21 protein-coding genes are annotated in these 22,007 nt (G+C 66.6%); 13 read left to right on the top strand and 8 right to left on the bottom strand.

Features of this window, described 5'->3' with window-relative positions; all coding sequences use genetic code 11:
• Positions 1-11 precede the first annotated feature (11 nt).
• Positions 12-740 (bottom strand): MSMEG_1198 family transcriptional regulator, encoded by a 729-nt coding sequence (locus EF294_RS06630; RefSeq protein WP_123927157.1) that lies wholly within the window; start codon positions 738-740, stop codon positions 12-14.
• A gap of 143 nt (positions 741-883) precedes the next feature.
• Between EF294_RS06630 and EF294_RS06625 the strand changes: the two genes are divergently transcribed.
• From EF294_RS06625 to EF294_RS06610, 4 genes are all read left to right on the top strand, one after another.
• A complete protein-coding gene (locus EF294_RS06625; protein ID WP_246007723.1) occupies positions 884-1,540 on the top strand; it encodes a helix-turn-helix transcriptional regulator in 657 nt (218 codons plus the stop codon).
• Between the two features lie 39 nt (positions 1,541-1,579).
• Entirely contained in the window at positions 1,580-3,016 is a 1,437-nt protein-coding gene (locus tag EF294_RS06620) for an acyl-CoA synthetase (protein ID WP_123927152.1), read from the top strand.
• Positions 3,017-3,207: 191 nt separating this feature from the next.
• Complete coding sequence (locus tag EF294_RS06615) at positions 3,208-3,783, top strand: TerD family protein (RefSeq protein WP_123927149.1); 576 nt, start codon at positions 3,208-3,210, stop codon at positions 3,781-3,783.
• Between the two features lie 130 nt (positions 3,784-3,913).
• Positions 3,914-5,089, top strand: coding sequence for a DUF475 domain-containing protein (locus tag EF294_RS06610; protein WP_123927146.1), 1,176 nt, complete (start codon positions 3,914-3,916; stop codon positions 5,087-5,089).
• 111 nt (positions 5,090-5,200) lie between these two features.
• On the opposite strand, the gene EF294_RS06605 is transcribed toward EF294_RS06610, so the two are convergent.
• From EF294_RS06605 to EF294_RS06595, 3 genes are read right to left on the bottom strand one after another with little or no spacing between them, the layout of a single operon-like run.
• Entirely contained in the window at positions 5,201-5,962 is a 762-nt protein-coding gene (locus EF294_RS06605) for an AIM24 family protein (RefSeq protein WP_123927143.1), read from the bottom strand.
• The gene (locus EF294_RS06600; RefSeq protein WP_123927140.1) at positions 5,959-6,663 is read right to left on the bottom strand and encodes an AIM24 family protein; all 705 of its coding nucleotides are present in this window, start codon (positions 6,661-6,663) and stop codon (positions 5,959-5,961) included. Before EF294_RS06600 ends, EF294_RS06605 begins: the two co-directional genes overlap by 4 nt.
• Before the next feature lie 12 nt (positions 6,664-6,675).
• Complete coding sequence (locus tag EF294_RS06595; protein WP_123927137.1) at positions 6,676-7,296, bottom strand: AIM24 family protein; 621 nt, start codon at positions 7,294-7,296, stop codon at positions 6,676-6,678.
• A 155-nt stretch (positions 7,297-7,451) separates the two neighbouring features.
• On the opposite strand from EF294_RS06595, the gene EF294_RS06590 reads away from it, so the two are divergent.
• From EF294_RS06590 to EF294_RS06565, 6 genes are all read left to right on the top strand, one after another.
• Positions 7,452-8,573, top strand: coding sequence for a hypothetical protein (locus EF294_RS06590; protein ID WP_123927134.1), 1,122 nt, complete (start codon positions 7,452-7,454; stop codon positions 8,571-8,573).
• Positions 8,570-9,793 (top strand): HpcH/HpaI aldolase/citrate lyase family protein, encoded by a 1,224-nt coding sequence (locus EF294_RS06585; RefSeq protein WP_123927130.1) that lies wholly within the window; start codon positions 8,570-8,572, stop codon positions 9,791-9,793. Before EF294_RS06590 ends, EF294_RS06585 begins: the two co-directional genes overlap by 4 nt.
• Positions 9,790-11,034 (top strand): phosphoribosyltransferase family protein, encoded by a 1,245-nt coding sequence (locus EF294_RS06580; RefSeq protein ID WP_123927126.1) that lies wholly within the window; start codon positions 9,790-9,792, stop codon positions 11,032-11,034. The genes EF294_RS06585 and EF294_RS06580 overlap by 4 nt, the downstream gene beginning before the upstream one ends.
• Positions 11,031-12,152, top strand: coding sequence for a cysteine protease StiP family protein (locus EF294_RS06575; RefSeq protein ID WP_123927123.1), 1,122 nt, complete (start codon positions 11,031-11,033; stop codon positions 12,150-12,152). The genes EF294_RS06580 and EF294_RS06575 overlap by 4 nt, the downstream gene beginning before the upstream one ends.
• A 77-nt stretch (positions 12,153-12,229) precedes the next feature.
• Complete coding sequence (locus tag EF294_RS06570; protein WP_123927566.1) at positions 12,230-13,033, top strand: HAD family hydrolase; 804 nt, start codon at positions 12,230-12,232, stop codon at positions 13,031-13,033.
• The gene (locus tag EF294_RS06565) at positions 13,030-14,298 is read left to right on the top strand and encodes a TerD family protein (RefSeq protein WP_123927120.1); all 1,269 of its coding nucleotides are present in this window, start codon (positions 13,030-13,032) and stop codon (positions 14,296-14,298) included. Before EF294_RS06570 ends, EF294_RS06565 begins: the two co-directional genes overlap by 4 nt.
• A gap of 21 nt (positions 14,299-14,319) precedes the next feature.
• On the opposite strand, the gene EF294_RS06560 is transcribed toward EF294_RS06565, so the two are convergent.
• On the bottom strand, positions 14,320-14,922 hold the full coding sequence (locus EF294_RS06560) for a TetR/AcrR family transcriptional regulator (RefSeq protein ID WP_123927117.1): 603 nt from the start codon (positions 14,920-14,922) through the stop codon (positions 14,320-14,322).
• A 153-nt stretch (positions 14,923-15,075) separates the two neighbouring features.
• Between EF294_RS06560 and EF294_RS21965 the strand changes: the two genes are divergently transcribed.
• The 3 genes from EF294_RS21965 to EF294_RS06545 all read left to right on the top strand — a co-directional run bounded on the left by EF294_RS21965 (position 15,076) and on the right by EF294_RS06545 (position 18,547).
• Positions 15,076-15,870 (top strand): AMP-binding protein, encoded by a 795-nt coding sequence (locus tag EF294_RS21965; RefSeq protein WP_246007722.1) that lies wholly within the window; start codon positions 15,076-15,078, stop codon positions 15,868-15,870.
• A 719-nt stretch (positions 15,871-16,589) separates the two neighbouring features.
• On the top strand, positions 16,590-17,351 hold the full coding sequence (locus EF294_RS06550; RefSeq protein WP_123927114.1) for an alpha/beta fold hydrolase: 762 nt from the start codon (positions 16,590-16,592) through the stop codon (positions 17,349-17,351).
• Between the two features lie 20 nt (positions 17,352-17,371).
• Positions 17,372-18,547, top strand: coding sequence for an FAD-dependent monooxygenase (locus EF294_RS06545; RefSeq protein ID WP_123927111.1), 1,176 nt, complete (start codon positions 17,372-17,374; stop codon positions 18,545-18,547).
• Here EF294_RS06545 and EF294_RS06540 read toward each other — a convergent pair.
• The 3 genes from EF294_RS06540 to EF294_RS06530 are packed head-to-tail and all read right to left on the bottom strand — an operon-like array spanning position 18,494 to position 22,004.
• Entirely contained in the window at positions 18,494-19,720 is a 1,227-nt protein-coding gene (locus EF294_RS06540; RefSeq protein WP_123927108.1) for an acyl-CoA dehydrogenase family protein, read from the bottom strand. The genes EF294_RS06545 and EF294_RS06540 overlap by 54 nt on opposite strands.
• Positions 19,705-20,898 carry an alpha/beta hydrolase family protein gene (locus EF294_RS06535; RefSeq protein ID WP_123927105.1) on the bottom strand — a complete coding sequence of 398 codons (1,194 nt, stop codon included), beginning with the start codon at positions 20,896-20,898 and terminating at the stop codon, positions 19,705-19,707. Before EF294_RS06535 ends, EF294_RS06540 begins: the two co-directional genes overlap by 16 nt.
• Positions 20,895-22,004 (bottom strand): homogentisate 1,2-dioxygenase, encoded by a 1,110-nt coding sequence (locus EF294_RS06530; RefSeq protein WP_123927102.1) that lies wholly within the window; start codon positions 22,002-22,004, stop codon positions 20,895-20,897. Before EF294_RS06530 ends, EF294_RS06535 begins: the two co-directional genes overlap by 4 nt.
• Positions 22,005-22,007: the final 3 nt, after the last annotated feature.

Genomic DNA, 22,007 nt, shown 5'->3' with positions numbered 1-22,007 from the left:
CGGGCTGCCGGTCACGCCGCCAGCACGTCGGCGTGACCGTTGCGGCGACACCAGCTGATCAGGTAGCGGGCGTGTAGTCCGCACCAGCGATACACCGATGCCTGGGTCATCGGCAGTTCCTCGTCGTGCTCGCCGCGCTGGATGATCATCGGTCCGATGTAGTGACTGGTGATCTTGTTGGCGGTGTTGGGTGACACCTTGGCCACCCGCGCCAGCGTCGCGGTATCGGAGACGTGACCGGCGGCGATGGCCCCCGCCATCCGGCCTGCGGTCTGCCCGCGGCGCCCGGTGAACAGCTCGTAAAGGCTGGGTCGACGATTGAGCGAAGGGGTCTGTGGAATCCGGCGCCCCAGCGCGGCCACGCTGATGGCGTCGGCGAACGCGGCGAAGCCGTCGGATTTGGCGACCACCCCTACCACCTCTTCGCGGCGACGCGCCTCCTCGATGAGGTCGGTCTCCATGCTGTGGCCCTGCGCGGTCAGCAGGACCGGTGCCAGCCGATCGTGATTACGCAGTGACTCGATCGCGTCAAGACCGTCGAACACCCACTCGGTCTCCGGCCGGTTCCACACCAAGTCGGCGGTCACCACATCGAACCGCACCCGGCCGTCAACGCGGCGATCGAACTCGGAATCATCAGTGGCCACCTCCACCGTCCAGCCGGCAAAGCGCGACCGCAACGGCGCCGCGACCACTTCGCCCAACGGGGAGGCCACCAGAACACGTAAGCCCTCCGACATGGCCTTGATTGTGCCTCGTTAACGCCGTTCATGCGTAATCACGCATGACGATCATCGCTTGGTAGCCGCCGTCACCTGAATCCCGACCATTTGTGTCGCACGAAATGGTGACCTGTCCTCGCAGTCCGAACATCGTTGACTACATGCCGCACACCCGCTCAGATCACCCCGTCCCGACCGTCGTTCCCGACTCCGACGCCACCGTCACAGGGACTGCGCCCCTGTTCGTTGCCGTCGCCGCCGAGGACGACATCCTCGACACCGCGCTGTGCACCCTCGTCGAGTCCTGGGGCCATCGGGCCGGGATTTTGCGCCCCGACGCCGACCACTCCCTCTCCGGGCGGCCCGCCGACGAGTCCGGAACCGTGATCATTGTCCGCTCGACGCGTCGACTAGTGGAGGTCCGCCAACATCTGCGACTGCGCAACGCGATCGTCGTCGGACTCGGCGTGCGCGCCGACGATCCGCGCGGTATCGATCTCGCGAACACCGGGCGCGTCCCGGCGGAGTTCGCGGCGTTCCTCACCAGCGTCGCCGATCGTCTTCCCCACCAGTCGGTCCGCGTCCGCCTGACCGATCGCGAACGGCAAATCCTCACCACCTACGCGCTGGGCGCGACGATGCCCGAGACGGCCAAGCGCCATCACATCGCAGAAAGCACCGTGCGAGAACACTATCGCCGGGTGACCCAGCGGTACGCCGACGCCGACAAGCCCATCGGCAACAAGGCACAGCTGCTGCTGCGGCTGATGAGCGACGGGTGGGTGCATCCGCGGGAAATCCTCCACGCCGCGGGGTGAGTCGGCTCGCAGAACACGGGCGGGTGGCAGCATGGACCCGTGCTGCTGCCGTCGCTGGTTCCCCACGCCCCCGACCTGCCCGATGCCGTCGTCATTGGTGACGACCGTCTGTCACGCGAGGACCTCGCCGGCGCCGCGACCGCGGTGGCCGAACGTATTCGCGGGGCACATACGCTCGCCGTCCTCGCGCGCCCAAGTGCCTCGACGATCCTCGCCGTCGTCGGCGGCCTGATCGCCGGCGTCGCGATCGTGCCGGTGCCTCCGGATTCGGGGCGCCGAGAACTCGACCACATCCTGCAGGATTCCGGCGCCCAGGCATGGTTGGGGGAGGCCCCCGCCGACACATCGCTGCCCGCCATCCCGGTCCGCCGCTACGCCAAGTCGTGGCATTCCCATCCCGAACCACCCGCCGACTCGACTGCACTGATCCTCTACACCTCGGGCACCACCGGCTTACCCAAGGGCGTCCCGATCACCCGTCGCGCGATCGCGGCGGGCCTCGACGCCCTCGCCAACGCATGGGCATGGACGTCGGAAGACACACTCGCACATGGCCTTCCGCTGTTCCACGTGCACGGACTGATCCTGGGGGTGCTGGGACCGTTGCGGCGCGGCGGCCGGCTGATCCACACCGTCACGCCGACTCCCGACCATTACGCCCGCGCCGCCGACTCCGGTGCGTCGATGTTCTTCGGCGTTCCGACGGTGTGGACGAGGATCGGCGCCCAGCCCGAATCGGCCCGCCATCTCGCGGGCGCGCGGCTGCTGGTGTCGGGGAGCGCGCCCCTACCCGTGCCGGTGTTCGACCGGATCTGCGCGGCCACCGGCCACGCGATTGTCGAACGCTACGGCATGACCGAAACCATGATCACCGTCAGCACCCGCACCGACGGTGAACGCCGACCAGGCTGGGTCGGACTCCCGCTCGACGGTGTGCAGACCCGGCTGGTCGAGGGCGACGCCGTGCTGCCGCACGACGGCGAGTCCGTCGGCGACCTGCACGTCCGCGGCCCCATGCTGGCGTCGGGATACCTCAATCGGCCCGAGGCGACCGCCGAATCATGGCTTGACGACGGCTGGTTCGCCACCGGCGATGTCGCCGTCATCGACGGGGACGGAATGCATCGCATCGTCGGGCGCCGCGCCACCGATCTGATCAAGTCCGGCGGATACCGGATCGGCGCGGGAGAGATCGAGACCGTCCTGCTCGCCCACCCGTCGGTCGCCGAAGTGGCCGTCATCGGCGTCCCCGATGACGATCTGGGGCAGCGGATCGTCGCCTACATCGTCGGTGAGCGGGCCATCGAGGGCTCAGGCAGCGACGGTTCCGGTGGCCACGGTTCCGGCGGCGACGAGGACCTCATCGCGTTCGTGAGCGCCGAGCTCTCGGCGCACAAGCGTCCGCGCGAGATCCGCCGGGTGGAGTCGTTGCCGCGCAACGCGCTGGGGAAAGTGCAGAAGAAGCTGTTGGGGTGAGCAACGATTGCCGTCCGGCCATCGCCTCGCCTTCGCCTCGCCTCGCATCGCCCGACGCAGTCTCCTTGTCATCCACAGTTCGTTCGGTCGGCTGACGCATCCCTGTCCGATGCCAAATTCTTCGCATAAGGTGTGTGGCATCGCCCGTACAGTGGCGGATGGCTGTTACAACGAAAGAAAGGCATACGGACATGGGCGTGAGCCTGAGCAAGGGTGGGAACGTCTCGCTGACCAAGGAGGCCCCCGGTCTGACCGCGGTCGCCGTAGGTCTCGGCTGGGATGCCCGTACCACCACCGGTACCGATTTCGACCTCGACGCCAGTGCCATCGGGCTGGGCGCCAACAAGAAGGTGCTCTCCGATCAGCACTTCGTCTTCTTCAACAACCTGCGCTCGCCCGACGGCTCGATCGAGCACACCGGCGACAACCTGACCGGTGAGGGCGACGGCGACGACGAGGTCATCAACGTCGATCTGGCAGGTGTCCCGCCGGAGATCGACAGCATCGTCTTCCCAGTCTCGATCTATGACGCCGACGCTCGCAGCCAGTCGTTCGGCCAGGTCCGCAACGCCTACATTCGCGTCGTCAACCGTGCCGGCGGCGCGGAGATCGCCCGCTACGACTTGTCCGAGGACGCCTCCACCGAAACCGCCATGGTGTTCGGCGAGCTCTACCGCAACGGTGCGGAATGGAAGTTCCGCGCCGTCGGCCAGGGCTATGCCTCCGGACTCGCGGGCATCGCACGCGACTACGGCGTCAACGTCTGAGAAACCGACACATCGCGCGAATGCCGCACCCGCTCACAACGCCGGGTGCGGCATTCGTCGTACACACACCGGAACTGCACATGTCGTCCCGACTCCTGGTGCTCGTCCACATGTAGAAAGGCCACATCCCGTGGTACTCCGAATATTCGGTCTCTCCATCGTCATCACCGTCCTCTCGCTGATCGCCGCCTTCTTCTACGGCGGCACGACGGCCCTGTTCCTGACCCTCATCCTCGGCATCCTCGAAGTCTCGCTGTCCTTCGACAACGCCGTCATCAACGCCACCGTGCTGCGACGGATGAGCGAGTTCTGGCAGAAAATCTTCCTCACCATCGGCGTGATCATCGCCGTGTTCGGTATGCGACTGGTGTTCCCGCTCGTCATCGTGTGGCTGGCCTCGGGGCTGAACCCGGTCGAGGCGATGCGCTTGGCGCTGAACCCGCCGGCCGACGGGGCCGCGTACTTCCCCGACGGCTCGCCAAGCTACGAAACCTACATCACCGACGCCCACCCGCAGATCGCGGCGTTCGGCGGCATGTTCCTGCTGATGTTGTTCTTGGGCTTCATCTTCGAGGAGAAGGAGATCACCTGGCTCAGCTGGATCGAACGGCCGCTGGAGAAGATCGGCAAGCTCGATCAGCTCGAAGTTGTCGTCGCGGCGATCCTGCTCATCATCACCGCCGAGTTCATCGCACCCGATCAGGAGCGGTCGACGGTTCTGTTCGCCGGTATCCTCGGCATGATCACCTACCTCGCCGTGAACGGTCTCGGTGAGCTGTTCAACACCGACGACGATGATCCCGACGAGTCCGATGACGAACGCGCACAAGCGCAACGCACGCCCGGAGTGGACGACGCCGCGGGTGTTGCCGACGCCGAGGTACGCCGCCGTTCTGGGCCGAGTGATCTCGCCAAGGCCACCGGCAAGGCCGGTTTCTTCCTGTTCCTCTACCTCGAGGTGCTCGACGCGTCGTTCTCCTTCGACGGCGTCATCGGCGCGTTCGCGATCACCGCGGACCCGATCATCATCGCGCTGGGCCTCGGCCTGATCGGCGCAATGTTCGTCCGCTCGCTGACCGTCTATCTGGTCCGCAAGGGCACGCTGAGCGAGTACGTCTACCTCGAGCATGGAGCGCACTGGGCCATCGGCGCTCTCGCCCTGATCCTGTTCTACTCGATCGGCACCCACGTTCCCGAGGTCGTCACCGGCCTCGTCGGCGTCGTGCTGATCGTGGCGGCCTTCATCTCCAGCGTCGTCCGGCGCCGCAACGAGCCCGCCGACGCCAAGGATCACATCGAGATCTGAGCTCGACCGACACCGATACACCACCAGAGAAACATTGACGCGGCACGGGCTCGTGGGCACGCCGCACGGGGCGCCCGCGAGTTCGTGCCGCGTCGATGTTCTACCTCTGTCCTACTGCTGCTGCCCCAACTGCTGGGTGATCTCCTGATTGATCTGCTGCAGTCCGGGCACCGAGAGGCCGGGCAGGTGGCCCTGGATGGTCCGCACGATGGAGGTGTCGTCGCGGACCTTCTCACTGGACTGGATGAGAACCGTTCCGCTGCCGGTGAAGTCGAACTGGCGCTCCTCGCCGGAATTGATGCCGAAGCGCCGGCCTGCGGCGGCGATGAAGGAGTTCACCCACGCCTCGTCGAAGTGATGGCTCGGCGATGGGCAATCAGCCCATCCGACGAGGGCTTCGGGGTCGACGCGCACCGGCGGTTCGGCGAACATCACCGGCCCGTTGGACGACGCGAGGAACTTCCCGGTGCCGATGAGCGTCAGGAAGCCTGGCACGATCGACTGCTGCAGCGACAACTGTGGTTGGAACGCAAGGAGATTGGCGGCCCGGATGGTGAGGTTACCGTCGTCGAGGTCGTAGGCGTTGATGTTGTAGCCGCGGTCGCCGATGATGAGCTTGCCCTGTCCCTCGGCCACCACATAGTCGCCCAGGTGCAGCGGAGCCGAGAACTGTTGGGCCACCATGTGCAACAGCTGCCCAGAGAGCCCGTGGGTCAGTGCCGTGAAGTTCATCTGCCCGTAATAGGCGATCATCGCGCCCTTGGACATGAACCACGGCTGGTTGAGGTCGATACAGAACGAGTAGTCGTTGTCGGCGATGTTGTCGTCGGTCGGCAGGGTCGCCGGATTCCAGATGGTGTTGAGCTGGCTCACAACTTCTCCTCCGAAGCCTGTACGTAGACGACGCCGTGCCCGGCGCACTCCAGTTGCATCGCCTCACCACCGGTTCGGCCGACATTGCGCCAACTGACGGTGGATCGCAGGGTGGTGTTGACCTGTCCTGCCGCCCCGACATAGGCCTGAGGGTCGACGGTCACCGGCGGCCGGTCCGGTGACACGGGAAGCTCGAAAACCCCTCCGTGGCCGAGGATCACGACCTGCCCGGGTCCCGACAGCTGGGTGGTGAACATACCCTGCCCGGTCATCGCGCCGGCGGCCGCCGACCGCATCGAGCGCAGCAGTCCACCGCCACCACCGCCGCCACCCTGCGAGGTCACCGACACGATGGCCGCCTGCAGATTTGAGGTGTAGGCGAGTGTGCGCGAGGCCTCCACGCGGATCATCCCGCCGACGGCGCCGACGTCGATGATCTGGACCTCGATCCCGCGAAAGCCGTAGTGCACCACGCCTTGTCCCTGGGCGATCATCGTCGACTCGTACTCGCCGGACATCATCCGCCCGGCCATGCCCGCAACTGCGCCCATGCCACCCATCCCGCCGGGGGCACCGGCGACCTGGTGCGGTTGGAAAAAGACGTTACCGCTGTAGAAGAGCATCGCCCCGCGCCGCGCGACGACCGGCCCGCTGCGACTGATGTCGACAGAGACCACCTTGCTATTGACCTTTTCGAACATGTCGGCGCGCCCCTATCGCTCGGCCGGTTGGATGGAGACCACGCCGGTACCGTCCCAGCGCAGGGAGAACGCCTCTCCGCCGCCCTGTCCCAGCGCGCTGCGCCAGCTGACATCGGTGACGAAGGACTGGCTCAATGCGCCGCGCGCACAGACGAAGGCGTCGGGGTCCACCACCAGCGGATACTGCGGGCTCACCTCAAGATGGATCAGTGGGCCACCCTGCGAGAGCAAGGCGATCTGACCGTGGCCGGTGACGGTTGTGGTGAACAGCCCCTGACCCGCTGTCGCGCCGCGCACCCCGGCGAAGGTGACGTTGGTCTGCAGATTCCCGTTCAGCACCATCAACTGTTGGGATTCGACCTGTAGTGTCTCACCGTTCATCTCGATGATGGTGGTCTCGGCGGCGTTGTGGGCGAAGTACACCACGCCACTGCCGGAGGCCTCCATCAACGACAGTCCCTCACCGGTCGCACGTTGCTTCATCCCGGCGAGGAGCCCGTCGCCACCGCCGAAGCCGGCGGACTTGAAGTTGACCTGACCCTCATAGGCGACCATCGACCCCGACAATGCCCGGACCGCCGAGTTGTTGAGCCGGGCCTCCACCACCCGTTTGGAACGCTGTACGAGCTGCATACGCCACCCCTTCGCGATTGTGCCGTTCGTCCGATACGACACGCCTGTCGAAGAACCTAGTCGATAGCATCGGTGGCGTGCCCAGGAAGTTTGCGAGGAGATGGTTCGGGGCCAGCTCACGCGCACAAGCCGATCTCGGCGCGTACACAAATCGAATGACGTCGGCGTTCCTCGCCTCCGAATCCGCACTCTCCGACATCGACTCCGCTGCGCAGACCGCACACGATCTCGATCCCCGATCCCGCGTCCGAGATCAGTGGATCTCGGTCCGCGAACGCTACGCCGAAGTGACAGCCGAGTATCTCCGCCTCTCGGCAGCGGCGGGCGCGTCAGAACGACCGCGCCCGGGCGTCGAGGAGCTCACACGCTGCACCGACGCGCTGGAAGCGATGACCGAGGAGATGAGCCGCTTCGCGCAAACCCACGCCGCCGAACTCGACCGTGCCCGGCATTCGGTTACCGAACTGGGGGTGCTTGAGCAACGCGCGCGGGTCGCGGCGACCGCGGCAGCGACCGCACTCGATGAGGCCCCGCCCGGACTCCTCGGGCTGAGTACCGTCTCCCTCGCTGCCGACGCGTTGCGCGACGCGACGGTCTCGTTGGGCAACGCCGAGGGCATCCGCACCCGGAAGTCGGCGGCGACGGCGGTGCTCGCCGCCGCCGAACGCGTCGGGTCGGCATTGTCGGACGCTCCTGGCGCCGCCGACCGCGCCCTGCGCGTCATCCGGTCGGTCGACACCCGACGCAGTGCGATCGAGACCCGTCGGTCTCAGATCCCCGATCAACTCTCGGCCCTGAGACGCGAGTTCAGTGCGGACTGTTCGCAGGATCTGCAAGACTCCGATGCCATCATCCGCGAGCACCTACGGGCCGCCGACGCCCACCTCGACGCAGCCCGGACCGCTTTGCGTACTACGCCCGACCAGGCCATTGACGATGCGGAAGCCGCCCGCGACGATCTCAGCGCCGCCGAGGCGGCCGTCGCCGCCGTCGGTGACCGGCTACGACTGTTGCGTGAGGTGCGCGCCGATCCGGCGGCCACCGAGGCGCGGGTGCGGTTCCGGCTACGAGACGCACAACACTTCGCGGTCAACAATGCTCTGGTTGACGAATGGGGCTCGGTGCTCGATGCTCAGGCCGACCGGATCTCGAGGGCGCGGGGGGTGCTCGACCGAGTTCACCCCGATTACTGGTCGTATCTGACACAGCTACGTGCCGTGGACCACCGCATCGTCGAGATCGTCGACCGCATGAGAGGACAGGTGGCCGCACGATGACCACGACCGCGCCGCGGGGTGTCGACTCGACGCATGAAGTCGCCGACTCGACCGAATTCACCGGACCGAGGCACTTTCACCAGCTCGCTCCCGACGTCCTCGACCGGCTGTTCCTGCGTCGGCCCGAGCCGATCACGGCCCAGTGGTCGACGCACCGCACCGCCGTCGCCCTGGGCGCGACGCTCTACGTTCCGGCCACCCGCCCCGATCTGGCCGAGGTCATCGCACGACGTCATCGTGAGGGCGTCATCTCCATGGTCATCGACCTCGAGGACGCCGTCGCCGACGAGCATTCCGACGAGGCGATCGACGCGACCGTCGCCGCCCTGCACCAACTCGACGGGTCCGCGGCCGGGCAGATGTTGTTGTTCGTGCGGGTCCGCGAGGTCTCCCAGATCTCCTCCATCACCTCCAAGCTCGACTCCGCCGGGGCGCTCTCCGGGTTCGTCATCCCGAAATTCAGTGCCGGCGAAGCGGATACGGCGTTGCAGGAGATCAATCGGTCCGCGCGACGCCTCGGCGGTCACCTGTGGGCGATGCCGGTGCTCGAATCGGCGGCACTGGTGCACCGCGAGTCGCGTGATGACGAATTGGCCACCATCGCAACAGCTCTCGATGATCACCGCGATCAGGTGCTGGCGGTGCGGATCGGCGCCACCGACATGTGCGGGTTGTTCGGCATCCGCCGCGACCGGGACCTGACGATCTACGACGTACGGGTGGCCGCCGACGCGATCGCCTGCGTGGTCAACATCCTCGGCCGCGCGGACGGGACCGGTCACGTCATCACCGGGCCGGTGTGGGAATACTTCGCCGATCACGAGCGACTTTTCGCCCCGCAACTGCGCACCACCCCGTTCCGCGATCACGACGCGGTGTGGTTCCGCCAGCAGCTCGTCAGCCGCGACATCGACGGTCTCCTCCGCGAGATCGCTCTCGACCGCGCCAACGGCATGCACGGCAAGACCGTCATCCACCCCGCACACGTCGCACCGGTGCACGCGTTGAGCGTGGTCACCCACGAGGAGTACCACGACGCCGTCGACATCCTGGCCGGCACGACCGGCGGGGTGGCCGCATCGGCGTACCGCAACAAGATGAATGAGATGAAACCGCACCGCAAGTGGGCCGAGCGGGTGATGGACCGGGCCGCCGCATTCGGCGTCACCGCCCCCGGCATCAACTTCGTCGACCTGCTCACCGCGATGGACGCCGCGTGAGTTCATCGAGCCACGTCAGCACCGCCGAGCGGCCCGCGGACTGGGTGACCGAGCAGTTCGGGGTGTCGATGACCGGCACCGACGATCTGGTGATCCTCGGGCTGCGGCGCAACCGCCGTCGGGCACACCTGTTGGTGTCGACGGTGCTGGGCAAGCACATCCCCACCCCGCCCGCCCGGGTGCGTGGTGCCGCCGACGCCCTCGGCGACGCCGTGATCGACCTGCTCGGTGCCGACCTCGCGGCGCGTGCCACGGTACTCGGGTTCGCCGAGACCGCGACCGGCCTCGGTCATTGTGTGGCTCACCGGTGTTCGGCGCGGCTGTATCTGCACTCCACGCGGCGCCACATCGATGGTGTTCCCGTATCGGGGACCTTCGAGGAGGGCCACTCGCACGCCACCACCCATCTCCTGCAACCACATTCACCCGAGTTGTTGGCGCTCGACCCGGCGGCACCGGTGGTACTCGTCGACGACGAGATCTCCACCGGCTCGACCGCCTTGCGCGCGATCACCGCGCTACAGCGGATCACGCCGCGCGACCGGTATGTGGTGGCCTCCCTGGTGGACATGCGCACCGATGCCCATCGCACCGAATCTGCGCGTGTCGCAGCCGAACTCGGTGTCCGGATCGATCACGTCGCACTCGCCGACGGCAGCATCGAGCTGCCCGAGGGGCTCGTCGACGCCGTGTGGGACAGCGTTGCCGACCCGCTCAACCCGGTCGATGACCGACGTGGCCGCGTCACCGAGATCGCTCTGCGGTGGCCGTCGGGCGTACCCGACGGTGGCCGACATGGGTTTGCGCACAGCGATTCCGAGGCTTTCGCTCATGCGGTCGCCGACGCCGCCGCGGCAGTGGCCGACCACCTCGACCCGGCGCTCGAGGTGGTGGTCGTCGGTCACGAGGAGCTCATGTACCTGCCACTGTGTCTGGCCGAGGACCTCGACCGGCGCGGTATCCCGACGCGATATCAGACGACCACCCGCTCGCCGGCGCACGTCCGCGACATCGACGGTTATCCGTTGCGCCGCGGGTTCACCTTCACCGCGCCCGAATCCGACCCGGGGACACCCCGTTTCGTTTACAACCTGGTGCCGGGTGCATCAGTGGCGATGGTCATCGACGCCCCCGCCGACACCGACCTGCTGCGCGCGCCGGGCGGGCTTCTCGACGTGGTGACCGCCGCGGGCCACGACGTGTGCCTGGCGATCCTCCCGACCGGCAAGGGGCCCCGATGACCACACCGGCACCACCGCCGTTACGCGGACCGGCATTCGGGTCATACGGCCCCGACGAGGTCACCTGGCTGCTGAAGGACCTCTCACACGTGGCGCTCGAAGGAGAGCTGGCCGAGCGTGAGCGTCGCATCCAGTCCGGTGCCGCCCACTACGCCGAGTCGCTGCCGATCGAGTACCAGCCGGGCGCGCAGTACCAGGAGCTGTTCCATACGGCTCTGCGGGATTCCGCTGCCCGACTCGCACACGCCACCGCAGTGGTCAGTGAACTCGTTGTCGCCGAACGTGACCGGCAGCCCACGCTGGTGTCACTGGCGCGCGCGGGCACGCCCGTCGGCATCCTGATGCGGCGGTGGATACGTTTCGCGCACGGAGTCGACGTGCCGCACTACACGATCTCGATCGTGCGGGACCGCGGCATCGACACCGTCGCCCTCGACCACATCACCGCACGGCACCGACCCGAGTCGGTGGTCTTCGTCGACGGGTGGACCGGCAAGGGCGCAATCCAACGCGAACTCACCGACGCCCTCAACGCCTACGCCCGTGCCGGCGGCGCGCGGCTGGCCGACGAGCTCGCCGTCCTCGCCGATCCCGGGTCGTGTACCCGCACCTACGGCACCCGCGACGATTTCCTCATCGCCTCGGCGTGCCTGAACTCGACGGTGTCGGGATTGGTGTCGCGCACGGTGCTCAACGCCGACCACATCGGCCCCGCGGAGTTCCACGGCGCCAAGTTCTACGAACACCTCCGGGAGTTCGACGTGTCGAACCTGTTCCTGGACACCGTGTCCGAGCGTTTCGCCGAGGTGCAGCCCGACGTCCGGAGAAGTATCGAGCGCATCCTCGACAGTGATCGAGAGCCGCGGTGGTCCGGTTGGGCGTCGATGGAGCGCCTACGCGACGAGTACGGGGTGTCGTCGGTGAACTTCGTCAAACCCGGTGTCGGCGAGACCACCCGCGTGCTCCTGCGGCGCGTGCCGTGGATGGTTCTCGTCCGCGAGCCGGATCTGCCCGAACACCACCACATTCGGATGCTCGCCGCCGAACGCGGGGTTCCCGTCGAGGTGCGCTCCGATCTGGCCTACTCCTGCGTCGGGCTCGTCAAGGAGGATGCGTGAGCGGATCTGCTGCCCTGGGACAGTTCGCCGGAGGTCCGGTCGCCACCGGGCTGGTGGCCACCGATCTCGATCGCACCATGATCTACTCCCGAACGGCGATGGGCGAGCGCCAGTTTGCCGACGTCGATCCGGTGTGCGTGGAGATCTATCAGGACGCGCCGCTCTCCTACATGACCCGCCGGGCGCACGGCCTGCTGTCGCGGCTCACCGAGCTGGTGCCCGTGGTCCCGGTGACGACCCGAACCCCGGCGCAGTTCGGGCGGATCACATTGCCCGGCAGTCCGTTTCGCCATGCGGTCGTCTCCAGCGGTGGTCGTGTGCTGTGCGATGGCGCCGACGACGCGGCGTGGCGGGCCCGGATCGAGCGACGTGTTGCCGCCACGTCGGCACCGCTGGCCGAGGTGACGGCCGGGCTGGCGGCCCGCATCGACGACGGCTGGGTGCGCTCGCTGCGCACCGCCGACGATTTGTTCTGCTACATCATCGTCGACCTCGACGCCCAGCCCGCGGGCTTCCTCGACGACTGGCGCGCGTGGTGCGCGACCCGAGGGTGGACGGTCTCGCAGCAGGGCCGCAAGATCTATGCGCTGCCGCGAGAGGTCACCAAGTCTGCGGCCCTGGCCCACGTCCGCGAGCGGCTCGTCGACGACGGCACGCTGGCCACCGCGAACGAGGTCTACGCCGCCGGCGACGGTCGGCTCGACATCGACCTGCTCACCTACGCCGACGCGGCCGTCCGACCGTGCCACGGCGAACTCGACCAGATCGGTTGGACGCGCCCCGATCTGACCATCACCGCCGATCCCGGGGCGCTGGGCGGGGAGCAGATCGTCGAATGGTTCCTCGCCCGTGTCGGCGCGGATGCCAGGATGGGGACATGACCGTACTGACCAAGGGCCAGAATGCGCCGCTGCCGGGAAGCGATGTCCTCGTCTCCATCGGCGTGTGTGCTCCCGCCGATCTGTCGGCCCTGCTGGTGACCGACGCGATGAGCGTGCGCAGCGACGCCGACTTCGTGTTCTACAACCAGCCCACCGGGCCGGGCGTGGACCTGCAGAATCGGTCGAACCGGCCGGTGCTGCGGGTGCGGACCGACGCGGTGCCCACCGACATCCACGCCGTACGCGCGGTGATCACCCTCGACGACGCGTCGTCGAGCTTTGGGCGACTCGGGGCTCCCGTCGCCCACGTGACCGACGCCCGCGGCACCGAACTGTTCACCTACACGATCAACGGGCTCTCCTCCGAGTCTGTGGTGGTGGCGCTCGAGCTGTACCGGCGCGGCGCCGGCTGGAAGGTCCGCGCGGTCGGTCAGGGCTATGCGGGCGGTTTCGCCGACCTCGTGCGCGATCACGGTGTCGCGGTCGACGATGCACCGGCCGTCACCCACGCTGCCCCGGTGACCACACCTCCGCCACCCGCGTCGGCATCCGGATATGCCTCGCCACCAAGGGGATTGACTCCGCAGAGTTCCGCGCCGCTGGGATCCGCCCCGCCACCTCCAGCGCCGCCGACTCGCCCGGCACCGGCACCGCCCGGCGCGTCCGGCGAGGTCAGCCTGACAAAGAATCGCCGCGTGGATCTGTCCAAGGGCCAGAAGGTGTCGCTGCGCAAGGACGGTGGCGTCGCGCTCACCCGCATCCGGATGGGTCTCGGATGGGACCCGATCAGGCGCGGCGGGTTCTTCGGCGGTCGTCAACGCGACATCGACCTCGACGCCTCGGTGCTCATGTTCACCCGCGGGCAGGTCGCCGACATCGTCTACTACGGCAGCCTGCGCAGCGACGACAACTCGATCGAGCACTCCGGCGATAATCTGACCGGTCAGGGCGAGGGCGACGACGAGGTGATCAACGTCGATCTGACCGCGATTCACCCGGCCATCGACAATCTCGTCTTCGCGGTCACCTCGTATCAGGGGCAGACCTTCCAGGAGGTCGACAACGCGTACTGCCGCCTCGTCGACGAGACCACGGGCGCCGAATTGGCCCGGTTCACCCTTGCCGGCGGGATGGCGTTCACCGGGGTGACCATGGCGGTCATCTCTCGAGAGAACGGGGAGTGGAAGCTGCGCGCAGTCGGTGACGGATTCCACGGCAAGACCCCCCGCGACGCGGTGCCTCATGCGGCACGCCATCTGGCCTGACGCCCGCGATCCGGCCTGATGTCAGTCCGTCGGACCGTACATCGCGCCGTACCATAGCGCAGTCATCGTGGTGATCGCCGTGTCGTCGTCGGGCGGCTCGACACCCAGGTCACCGTTGCCTGCCAGCCATGTCCAGCAAAAGGATTCGAGCATCGAGATGATCGCCGAGGCCATCGTCGGCAGGTCGATGCCGGCCAGATGACCCGCCTTGCGGGCACGCTTGAGATGCGTCATGACCCCACGCATCCCGATCGCGCGCATCTCGCGCGCACGCTGCGCATACCTCTCGTCGGTCATCGCCATCTGCGTCAGCCCGATCATCTCCGGCAGATGCTGGCGCGACGTCGTCCAGTAGGCGGTGACCGCACCGCGCACACTCTGGTAAGGGTCGTCGGACATCGCGGCCATCGACTGCTCCATGACCTCACCGGTGAACTGGTCGAGGAGGGCGTCGAGTAGCTGCGCCTTGTTCTCGTAGTAGTTGTAGAACGATCCCGGCGAACGGCCCGCCGCGCGCGTGATGTCGGCGATCTTGGCGTTGAAGTAGCCCTGTTCGGCAAACACCTCGCGGGCGGCGTCGAGCAGCGCCCCCTCGGTGCGCTCGCCCTTGCGTTTGGTCGCCATGCCGCTCTCTCTGTGTCCGTTCGTGCCGGTGGTCACGCCGCGCGTGAATCCGGATTGGAGATTACGGGACCGGCTGATCTGACCGTAACCGAACGCGCAACTGATTCTAAATCTAGACTCAGTTTCAGATTCAGCACCCCCGGAGGTTTCGCCATGACCGCACAGGCCAACATCCACGACAGCATCGATGCCGCGGTCCGTCGGCGCGCCCGCGAGCACGCCGACGACATCGCCGTCGTCGACCCCTATCGCCACCTCACGTGGAGCGACCTCGACGCGGCCGCCGATCGGCTGGCCGCATCGCTGTCGGTACAGGGCGTCGGGCGCGGTGATCGGGTGGCGTGGTTGGGGCCGAATGTCGCCGCGTATCAGCGCCGCGCACCGGGGCCCTCACCTCAAGGCAGCGCGGTAGGCTCTTGTGTTGACGGCGAAGGGGCCAACATGGATTCGGACGACAATACTTCCGGGGACGGCCCTTCCGGGGACAACCCTGGCGTGCCGGATCGGCACAATTCAGGTTTGCCCACGGATCAGACTGGCGCATCGGAGTCGAGCCCGGCGCCCCGCAAGTTACCGATCCTCCGCACGACCCTGACCCCATTCGTCGGAGCTTTCGGCGCGATGCTGGGGGGCGTATACCTCCTTGCACAGCTGTGGTCGACGTGCGATATCAATCAATTTCCCTTGGTCTCGACCATTGGACTGACCATGTATGCCCCCGTTTCCTACATGATCGGCCTGGTAACGCTTTTCGTCATCTCGGGGGCGCTCATGAGGGTAAGCAACCCCGTGTACCTCGTGTCGATGACGCTCGCTCTACTAGTGAGTGTCTGGCTCTTCGTGACTTTCTCGTTCAGTCAATACAACAGCTACCCGGAACTCTCGCCCGCATGCCCAGAGGGGGTGCCACCGTGGTGGCCGTCGCTCATCCCCCTGGTTCTGTTCTGAAGTCGATGGCTCTCAGCAGCTCATTGTCACCTCTCGAAGCTTTCGTGGCACGAATCGTCCATCAGGAGAACCGAACTCACCACGCGCGACTTGACGGCCACTCTCGCACTATCACGAAGCACGCCGCGTCCGGTCGACGGCAGCGAGATGGTCGGCACGATCGGTTGCCGGCGTAGGAAACGCTCGCGGGCAGGGGAGAGGTGTGGGGTGTAGGGGATGGCCGATCACTGGGCTACTCATCGTGGTTGGGTGCACGGTGGGGCCGGGGGACAATGACCGTCGTGACTAGGGTGTGTCGCCCAATTCTTCTGCGAGGGATTGGCGCGAACGATTGCATTCTGGCAAGGCGGAGGAGGAAGCGATAGCGGCAGCTATCGCGACCGACGACAACGCGGCCAGGGCGCAATCGGGCCGCCAAGACCCGCAAAGGGAATTGGGAGACACACCCAAGCGTGTGTCGCCGAGTGTTGTCGTCATCGAACGAGACTCCATTGCCGCCCACGAAGGCCAGGACACCATCGGCGAGGTGGCAGGAGTCGGCGTGACCGCCCTCCAGTGAGGAATCGTGATCCGCGGCTTCCACAGGCTCTGCCGCCGAAGCCATCTCGGGCATTGATCGTCACATTGTATGAATGCTCCGATCTTTCGTCCTTGTATTACATGGATGGCAAACCTAGCGTGGCAGAGGTATGGGATGGATCACAGCTGAGAGGTGGCATATGTTCACATTCGTCCTCGTTCACGGTGCTTGCCACGGCGGATGGTCATGGCGACCCGTCGCCGAGATCCTGCGCGAACAGGGGCACACCGTCTATACGCCAACATTGCCGGGACTCGGTACCGAAGACGAGCGGGCAGAGGTTCGGCTATCGGATTCCGTTGCAGCGCTTGTTGATTATGTATGCGATAGGGACTTGCACGATATCGTTCTCGTGGGACACAGCTGGGGTGGATTCCCCGTGTCCGGCGCGGCCGCCGCGATCGCCGATCGGATCGAGCGCCTCGTCTACTGGAGCGCTTTCGTTCCCCTCACGGGCGAATCGCTGATCGACCTCTGCCCTCCCGCCTACGGTGACATGTTCCGGGCCTCGGCCCAGTCATCGCGGGACAACTCGGTGATGTTCCCCTTCGAGGTCGTCGCAGCAGCGTTCATGCAGGACGTCAGTGCCGAGGTCCAGCGAGTCATCCACCCGCTCCTCGAACGTCAGCCGTTCCACACCATGAATGACTCGCTCGACCTCGAGGACTGGGCTCGGCTCGCACTTCCCTCGGTGTATCTGCTCGCCGATGACGACTTGGCGCTGCCCCCAGGCGAATACGGCTGGGAACGCTTCGCCGCGCGCCTCCCCGAGGGCTCACCGATGCTGCGGACCCCCGGTAGCCACGAAGCGCAACTGTCCTCGCCCGCCACACTCGCTGCGAGCTTTGTCGAGGCGGCGACGGTGCCACTGCAACCGAAGGTGTCCTCTGCTCGGCGGTAGCCGAGGCGGAGGAGTGAAACGTGCGCAGCCCACGCATCGCGATCATCGGCGCAGGAATCGGCGGCCTGACGCTGTCACTTGCGCTTCGTCGCCATGGCATCGCCTGTGAGATCTACGAACGCACCGAGGAACTAAGGGAGGTCGGTGCAGCCGTCGCGCTGTCGGCGAACGCGACGCGCTTCTATGAGGGTCAGCTCGAACTCGGTGACCGGTTCGCCAAGGTATGGGCCGAGATTCCCGAATTGATCTTCCGCGACGGCCGCACCGGCGAGATCATCGGCCGGCACTACGGCGGCGAGGAGTACCGCCGCCGTTATGGTGCGCCCTACGCCGGCGTGCACCGGGCCGATCTGCAGTCCATCCTGTCGACGGCTGTGGGTCCCGACACCCTGCATCTGGGCCGCACGCTCACCGGCATCGACGACAGCGGTACCGAGGCAGTTCTGACCTTCCACGACGGAACCACCGCCGCAGCCGATCTCGTCATCGGTGCCGACGGTGCCCGCTCGACCGTTCGACGACTCGTGCTCGGTTACGATGACGCTCTCTACTCGGGCTGCTCCGGCTTTCGTGGCATCGTCAACCCGTCGCACCTGGGGTTACTACCCGACCCCGACGCCATTCAGTTCTGGATAGGACCGGGCGGCCACCTGCTGCACTACCCGATCGGGTCCGGTGCCCACAACTTCCTGCTCGTCGAACGGGGCCCGGCACCGTGGCCTTACCCTGCCTGGACCGCGCCGGCCACTGATCATCAACGGATGCGGCGCTTCTCGGACTGGCATCCGGCGGTGACGGAGATGGTTGAGGCGGCCCCTGTCGGGGATCGGTGGGCGTTGTTCCACCGGCCGCCGCTCACGCGATGGAACCACGGCCGCATCACCCTGCTCGGCGACGCCGCACACGCCCTCGTCCCGCACCACGGTCAGGGCGCCAACCAGTCCATCGAGGATGCGATCGTCCTCGCCGACCAACTTGCCGCGGGCATCGACCTCGACGCCGCGCGCGCCCGCTACGAGAACCTCCGGCGAGACCGCACCCGGCGGGTGCAGTACGCCTCGATCACCACCGCCGACGTCCTCCATCTTCCCGACGACTCGCCACTTCTCCTCGGGCGCAACGCCCGTCTGGGAGCATCCGGCCTACCCGCTCGCCATCTCGATTGGATTCACGGCTTCGTTGCCTCCCACTCCTGAAGTCACCAAATCCAGGCAGCCGTCCACCACCGCACGGTCGTAGTATTCCGCCGGGGTTCCGCCCGCCGCCGCGAGCGTTCGAGCGTGCCGAAAGTGGAGGTGCGCATGGTGTTCCCAGGTGAATCCGATACCACCACTGACCTGGATAAGCGAACTCGAGGCCGCCAGATAGGCCTCGCCGGCCGAAGCATGAGCCAATGACGCGAGGTGTACCGCGGTATCGGGGTCGGCAAATGTCGTACGGTCCAGCGCCGCGGCGCCCGCGGTCACCAATCCGCGGGCACCGGCCACGTCGACCGCAGTCCGAGCGCACCGGTGCGCAATGGCCTGATAGCTGCCGATCGGGTGGCCGAATTGCTCTCGGACTCCAGCATATTCGACCATCGACGACACACACCCCGCGGCGCCGCCAACCTGCTCGGCGGCACGCATGAGCGTCGACGCATCGCGGATTCGTTGCAGCGCAGTGTCATCGCCCGGCTCGGTGAGGAGCAGGGTCGGCGCACCGGTGACGATCACATCGGTGCGCGGTAGTGCGAAGTCGACGGTGGTTCGGGACCTCCGGTCAACGGAGTCGTCGAGTATCACCAGCGCGGCGGCAATGCCGTCGTCGGTGCGCACCTCGGTGACCGTGAGCCCGGCAACAACACCGTGCGACACCGCCGAGAGCACACCGGTCGTCGCGCCGGCACGCCAGAGCGGGAAGCATTGTGGCTCTGCGACTTGGGCGTCGAGAGTGGACCCAGGGACAACCATTCCGGCGAGCAGCCCCTTGATGGTCTCGGTGACGTCGTCGGCATCGGCGAGGTCACCCTGTCCACCCTCCACCAGGGCCCCCTCACCCAGCGCCCAAGCCGCGAGGACGGCGGCTCGCGCCGGTCCGGGATACAGGGCGGCTCCACACTCCTCGACAGCGGCCACCAAGCAGTCCAGGCCCAATCCCAGACCACCCCACCGCGGCGACATACCCAAGCTGCACAGCCCGACGTCCGTGGCGAGCGTTCGCCAGCTGCTCTCGTCGAATCCGCTGGGCTGCCGACCATCCCGGGTGCGGCGTACCTCGTCGAGACCGGGTCGGGTCGCGAAGTAGTCGCGCAGGGCGGCACGCACCTCGTCCGGCGAGATACCGGGTGTGGTGCCGGCCGGACCGGTGCTGTTCAGAGCCTCGTCCATGACCGCTCACCCAGCCACCCGGTGATGGTGTCGACCGCCGCCTTCAGGTACGGCAACTGAGCGCGACCGGAATAGTAATGAGTGGCACCGACTATGGTGTGCATCTGCTTGTCCGGGTGGCCGACAGCGTCGTAGAGCCGTTGGGTGTGGCTCGGCGTGCACGCATTGTCGGCGCTGTTGCCGAGCACCAGCGTGGGCACGGCGAGATCGGCGGCACACCGTGGCCCATCGCCGTTTGCGTCGTCGAAACTCCACTGCGACAACCAACTCCGTAAGGTAGTGAAGCGCGCCAGGCCCACTGGACCCATGTTGACGATCCTCGGGTCGCCGAGGTAGCAACCCGGTCGACGATCGTTGGGGTCCTGGGTGAGATCGAGCCACCGCGGGTCGGCCATGGTGCCGTGCACGACGAATCCCCGCTCCAGCAACGGTTCTCCCCTGGTCCGCAGATCGTCGAGTTGCTCACGCACCCACGCCGTGATGCGGCGGTTCCGGTCGATCTGGGCCGCTCGATATCGGGCGAGGAATTCGTCGGTGTACGGCGGCTGATTCGGGTTGTTCGGGTTGTAGAGATCGAGTTCGGGATCACGATTGTCGGGATCGGTCTCGTCGAGGATCGACGGGTCCATCCATTCGGTGAGCGTCCCGTGCCTGCTGACATGCGCGGCGAGCAGCATCATCCCGTCCGCCGCAGGAAGATCGAGCTGCGTGAGATCGGGCGGATCACCGGCAGGGGTGGCGGTGATCGTCGCATGTTGCGCCTGCTGCTGGTAGTACAACGACAACGCGCCGCCGCCACTCCACCCGGCGAGAACCACAGTGCGATAGCCGAGCCGATCACGGGCATCTCTCAGGCAGGCGCCGAGATCCTGGACGACCTTCTCCATGATCAACGCGCTGTCGACACCCCGGTAGCGACTGTTGCAGTAGATGACGTGGTGGCCGGCGCGAGCGAGAGCATTGGTCATCGGTAGATAGGCTCCACCACCGATGGGGTGCATGAACACGATCACGGTGTCCGAGCTGATTCCTTTGGGCTGCAGCAGATAGCTCTCGAGCACCACGCTCTCGGTGACACCGCCGTAGGTGTCCCGGTAGGCCGAGGTGTCGTCGAAGACAACCAGATAGGGGATGCGGTCGTAGTCGACATTGCGCGCCGCCGAACACGTGGTGCTCATACCTTCGCCTCCGCGGCGATCTCGGCGGCAGCTGCGGCCGTCATCACCGGGGTGGCGATGAGTCGACGACGCGTGTCGATCGCGATGACCTGCCATTCGACGCGTTGGTCGACCTCGAATCGGCGGCGGGCTCGTTCGCGCGCACGCTCGGGAATCCCGTGGTGGATTCCTTGTGGTGCATGCGAAATCAGCCCGGGCGGCATGTCGATGCCGAACACGCTGCCGCCGTGGTAGAACGCAATTTCGTCGAAGTCGGTGTTGCGGTGATACCACGGCAGCCGTTCGGTACCCGGACGACCTTCGACGGGACGGGGCAGGAAATTCATCACGTACACGCCGGTGGCCTGCATGAACAGATGCACCGTCGGTGGCAGATGCACCGTCTCTGACGTAATCACGTCGTAGTCCTCGATGTTGAATGTGAACGCGAAGTTGTCTCCGCGCCAGCCTTCGACGTCGAGCGGGTTGAACGGGTAGAAGAGCGACGTGGCGCCCTCATGCTGCCGGAAGCGCACCTCGTACTCCTCGCGCCCATCGTCAGCGAACACCTCCGCCTCGGGCACGACCGCCAACGACGGGTCGAACGGGAAGAACCGTCCCAGCACACCGGCCTCGGGGACCCGGTACTCCTCGGTGGCCTCGATGATCAGGAAGTGGCAGCGATCGTCGGGGATCTGCCGGAAGGTGGTGCCCTTCGGCAGGTAGACCCAGTCGCCCGGCCGGTAGGCCAGTCGCCCGAACTCGGTCTCGAAATGACCGGTGCCCTTGTGGACGAAGATCAACTCGTCACCATCGACGTTGCGGGTGTAGAAGGGCGCCGGGGTCTCTCGACGCGACAACGAGATTCGACAATCGGCGTTGTGGAACATGAGCAGCGGCTCACCGGCCGGATCGATCTGATCGGTCGGCGTCAGATCCGTTGTCGCGCGGTCCACCCCGGCGAGATCTCCGATGGCACGGTACTGCGTCGGGTCGTGGCGGCGGTACAGGTGTGCGGTTCGCCCGGTAAACCCGTAGCGGCCGAGCTCGTCGTCCTTGAGGTCCTCGACGTCGCGGTGAACCTGGCGAGGCGTCCTGCCCTTGCGGTGGGTGATGAACGACTCCATCTC

The organism is Gordonia oryzae, assembly GCF_003797185.1.
Taxonomy (GTDB): Bacteria; Actinomycetota; Actinomycetes; order Mycobacteriales; family Mycobacteriaceae; genus Gordonia; species Gordonia oryzae.
Note: the sequence above shows the minus strand (reverse complement) of the source record. Positions and strands in the feature narration are given on the sequence as shown.

Excerpts from the sequence above, each read along its gene's own strand:
- EF294_RS06540 (WP_123927108.1), bottom strand. The coding sequence starts at position 19,720 with ATGGACGAGGCTCTGAACAGCACCGGTCCGGCCGGCACCACACCCGGT.
- EF294_RS06600 (WP_123927140.1), bottom strand. The coding sequence starts at position 6,663 with ATGTTCGAAAAGGTCAATAGCAAGGTGGTCTCTGTCGACATCAGTCGC.
- EF294_RS06630 (WP_123927157.1), bottom strand. The coding sequence starts at position 740 with ATGTCGGAGGGCTTACGTGTTCTGGTGGCCTCCCCGTTGGGCGAAGTG.
- EF294_RS06615 (WP_123927149.1), top strand. The coding sequence starts at position 3,208 with ATGGGCGTGAGCCTGAGCAAGGGTGGGAACGTCTCGCTGACCAAGGAG.
- EF294_RS06575 (WP_123927123.1), top strand. The coding sequence starts at position 11,031 with ATGACCACACCGGCACCACCGCCGTTACGCGGACCGGCATTCGGGTCA.
- EF294_RS06585 (WP_123927130.1), top strand. The coding sequence starts at position 8,570 with ATGACCACGACCGCGCCGCGGGGTGTCGACTCGACGCATGAAGTCGCC.
- EF294_RS06590 (WP_123927134.1), top strand. The coding sequence starts at position 7,452 with ATGACGTCGGCGTTCCTCGCCTCCGAATCCGCACTCTCCGACATCGAC.
- EF294_RS06595 (WP_123927137.1), bottom strand. The coding sequence starts at position 7,296 with ATGCAGCTCGTACAGCGTTCCAAACGGGTGGTGGAGGCCCGGCTCAAC.
- EF294_RS06625 (WP_246007723.1), top strand. The coding sequence starts at position 884 with ATGCCGCACACCCGCTCAGATCACCCCGTCCCGACCGTCGTTCCCGAC.
- EF294_RS06570 (WP_123927566.1), top strand. The coding sequence starts at position 12,230 with ATGATCTACTCCCGAACGGCGATGGGCGAGCGCCAGTTTGCCGACGTC.
- EF294_RS06550 (WP_123927114.1), top strand. The coding sequence starts at position 16,590 with ATGTTCACATTCGTCCTCGTTCACGGTGCTTGCCACGGCGGATGGTCA.
- EF294_RS21965 (WP_246007722.1), top strand. The coding sequence starts at position 15,076 with ATGACCGCACAGGCCAACATCCACGACAGCATCGATGCCGCGGTCCGT.
- EF294_RS06530 (WP_123927102.1), bottom strand. The coding sequence starts at position 22,004 with ATGGAGTCGTTCATCACCCACCGCAAGGGCAGGACGCCTCGCCAGGTT.
- EF294_RS06565 (WP_123927120.1), top strand. The coding sequence starts at position 13,030 with ATGACCGTACTGACCAAGGGCCAGAATGCGCCGCTGCCGGGAAGCGAT.
- EF294_RS06535 (WP_123927105.1), bottom strand. The coding sequence starts at position 20,898 with ATGAGCACCACGTGTTCGGCGGCGCGCAATGTCGACTACGACCGCATC.
- EF294_RS06560 (WP_123927117.1), bottom strand. The coding sequence starts at position 14,922 with ATGGCGACCAAACGCAAGGGCGAGCGCACCGAGGGGGCGCTGCTCGAC.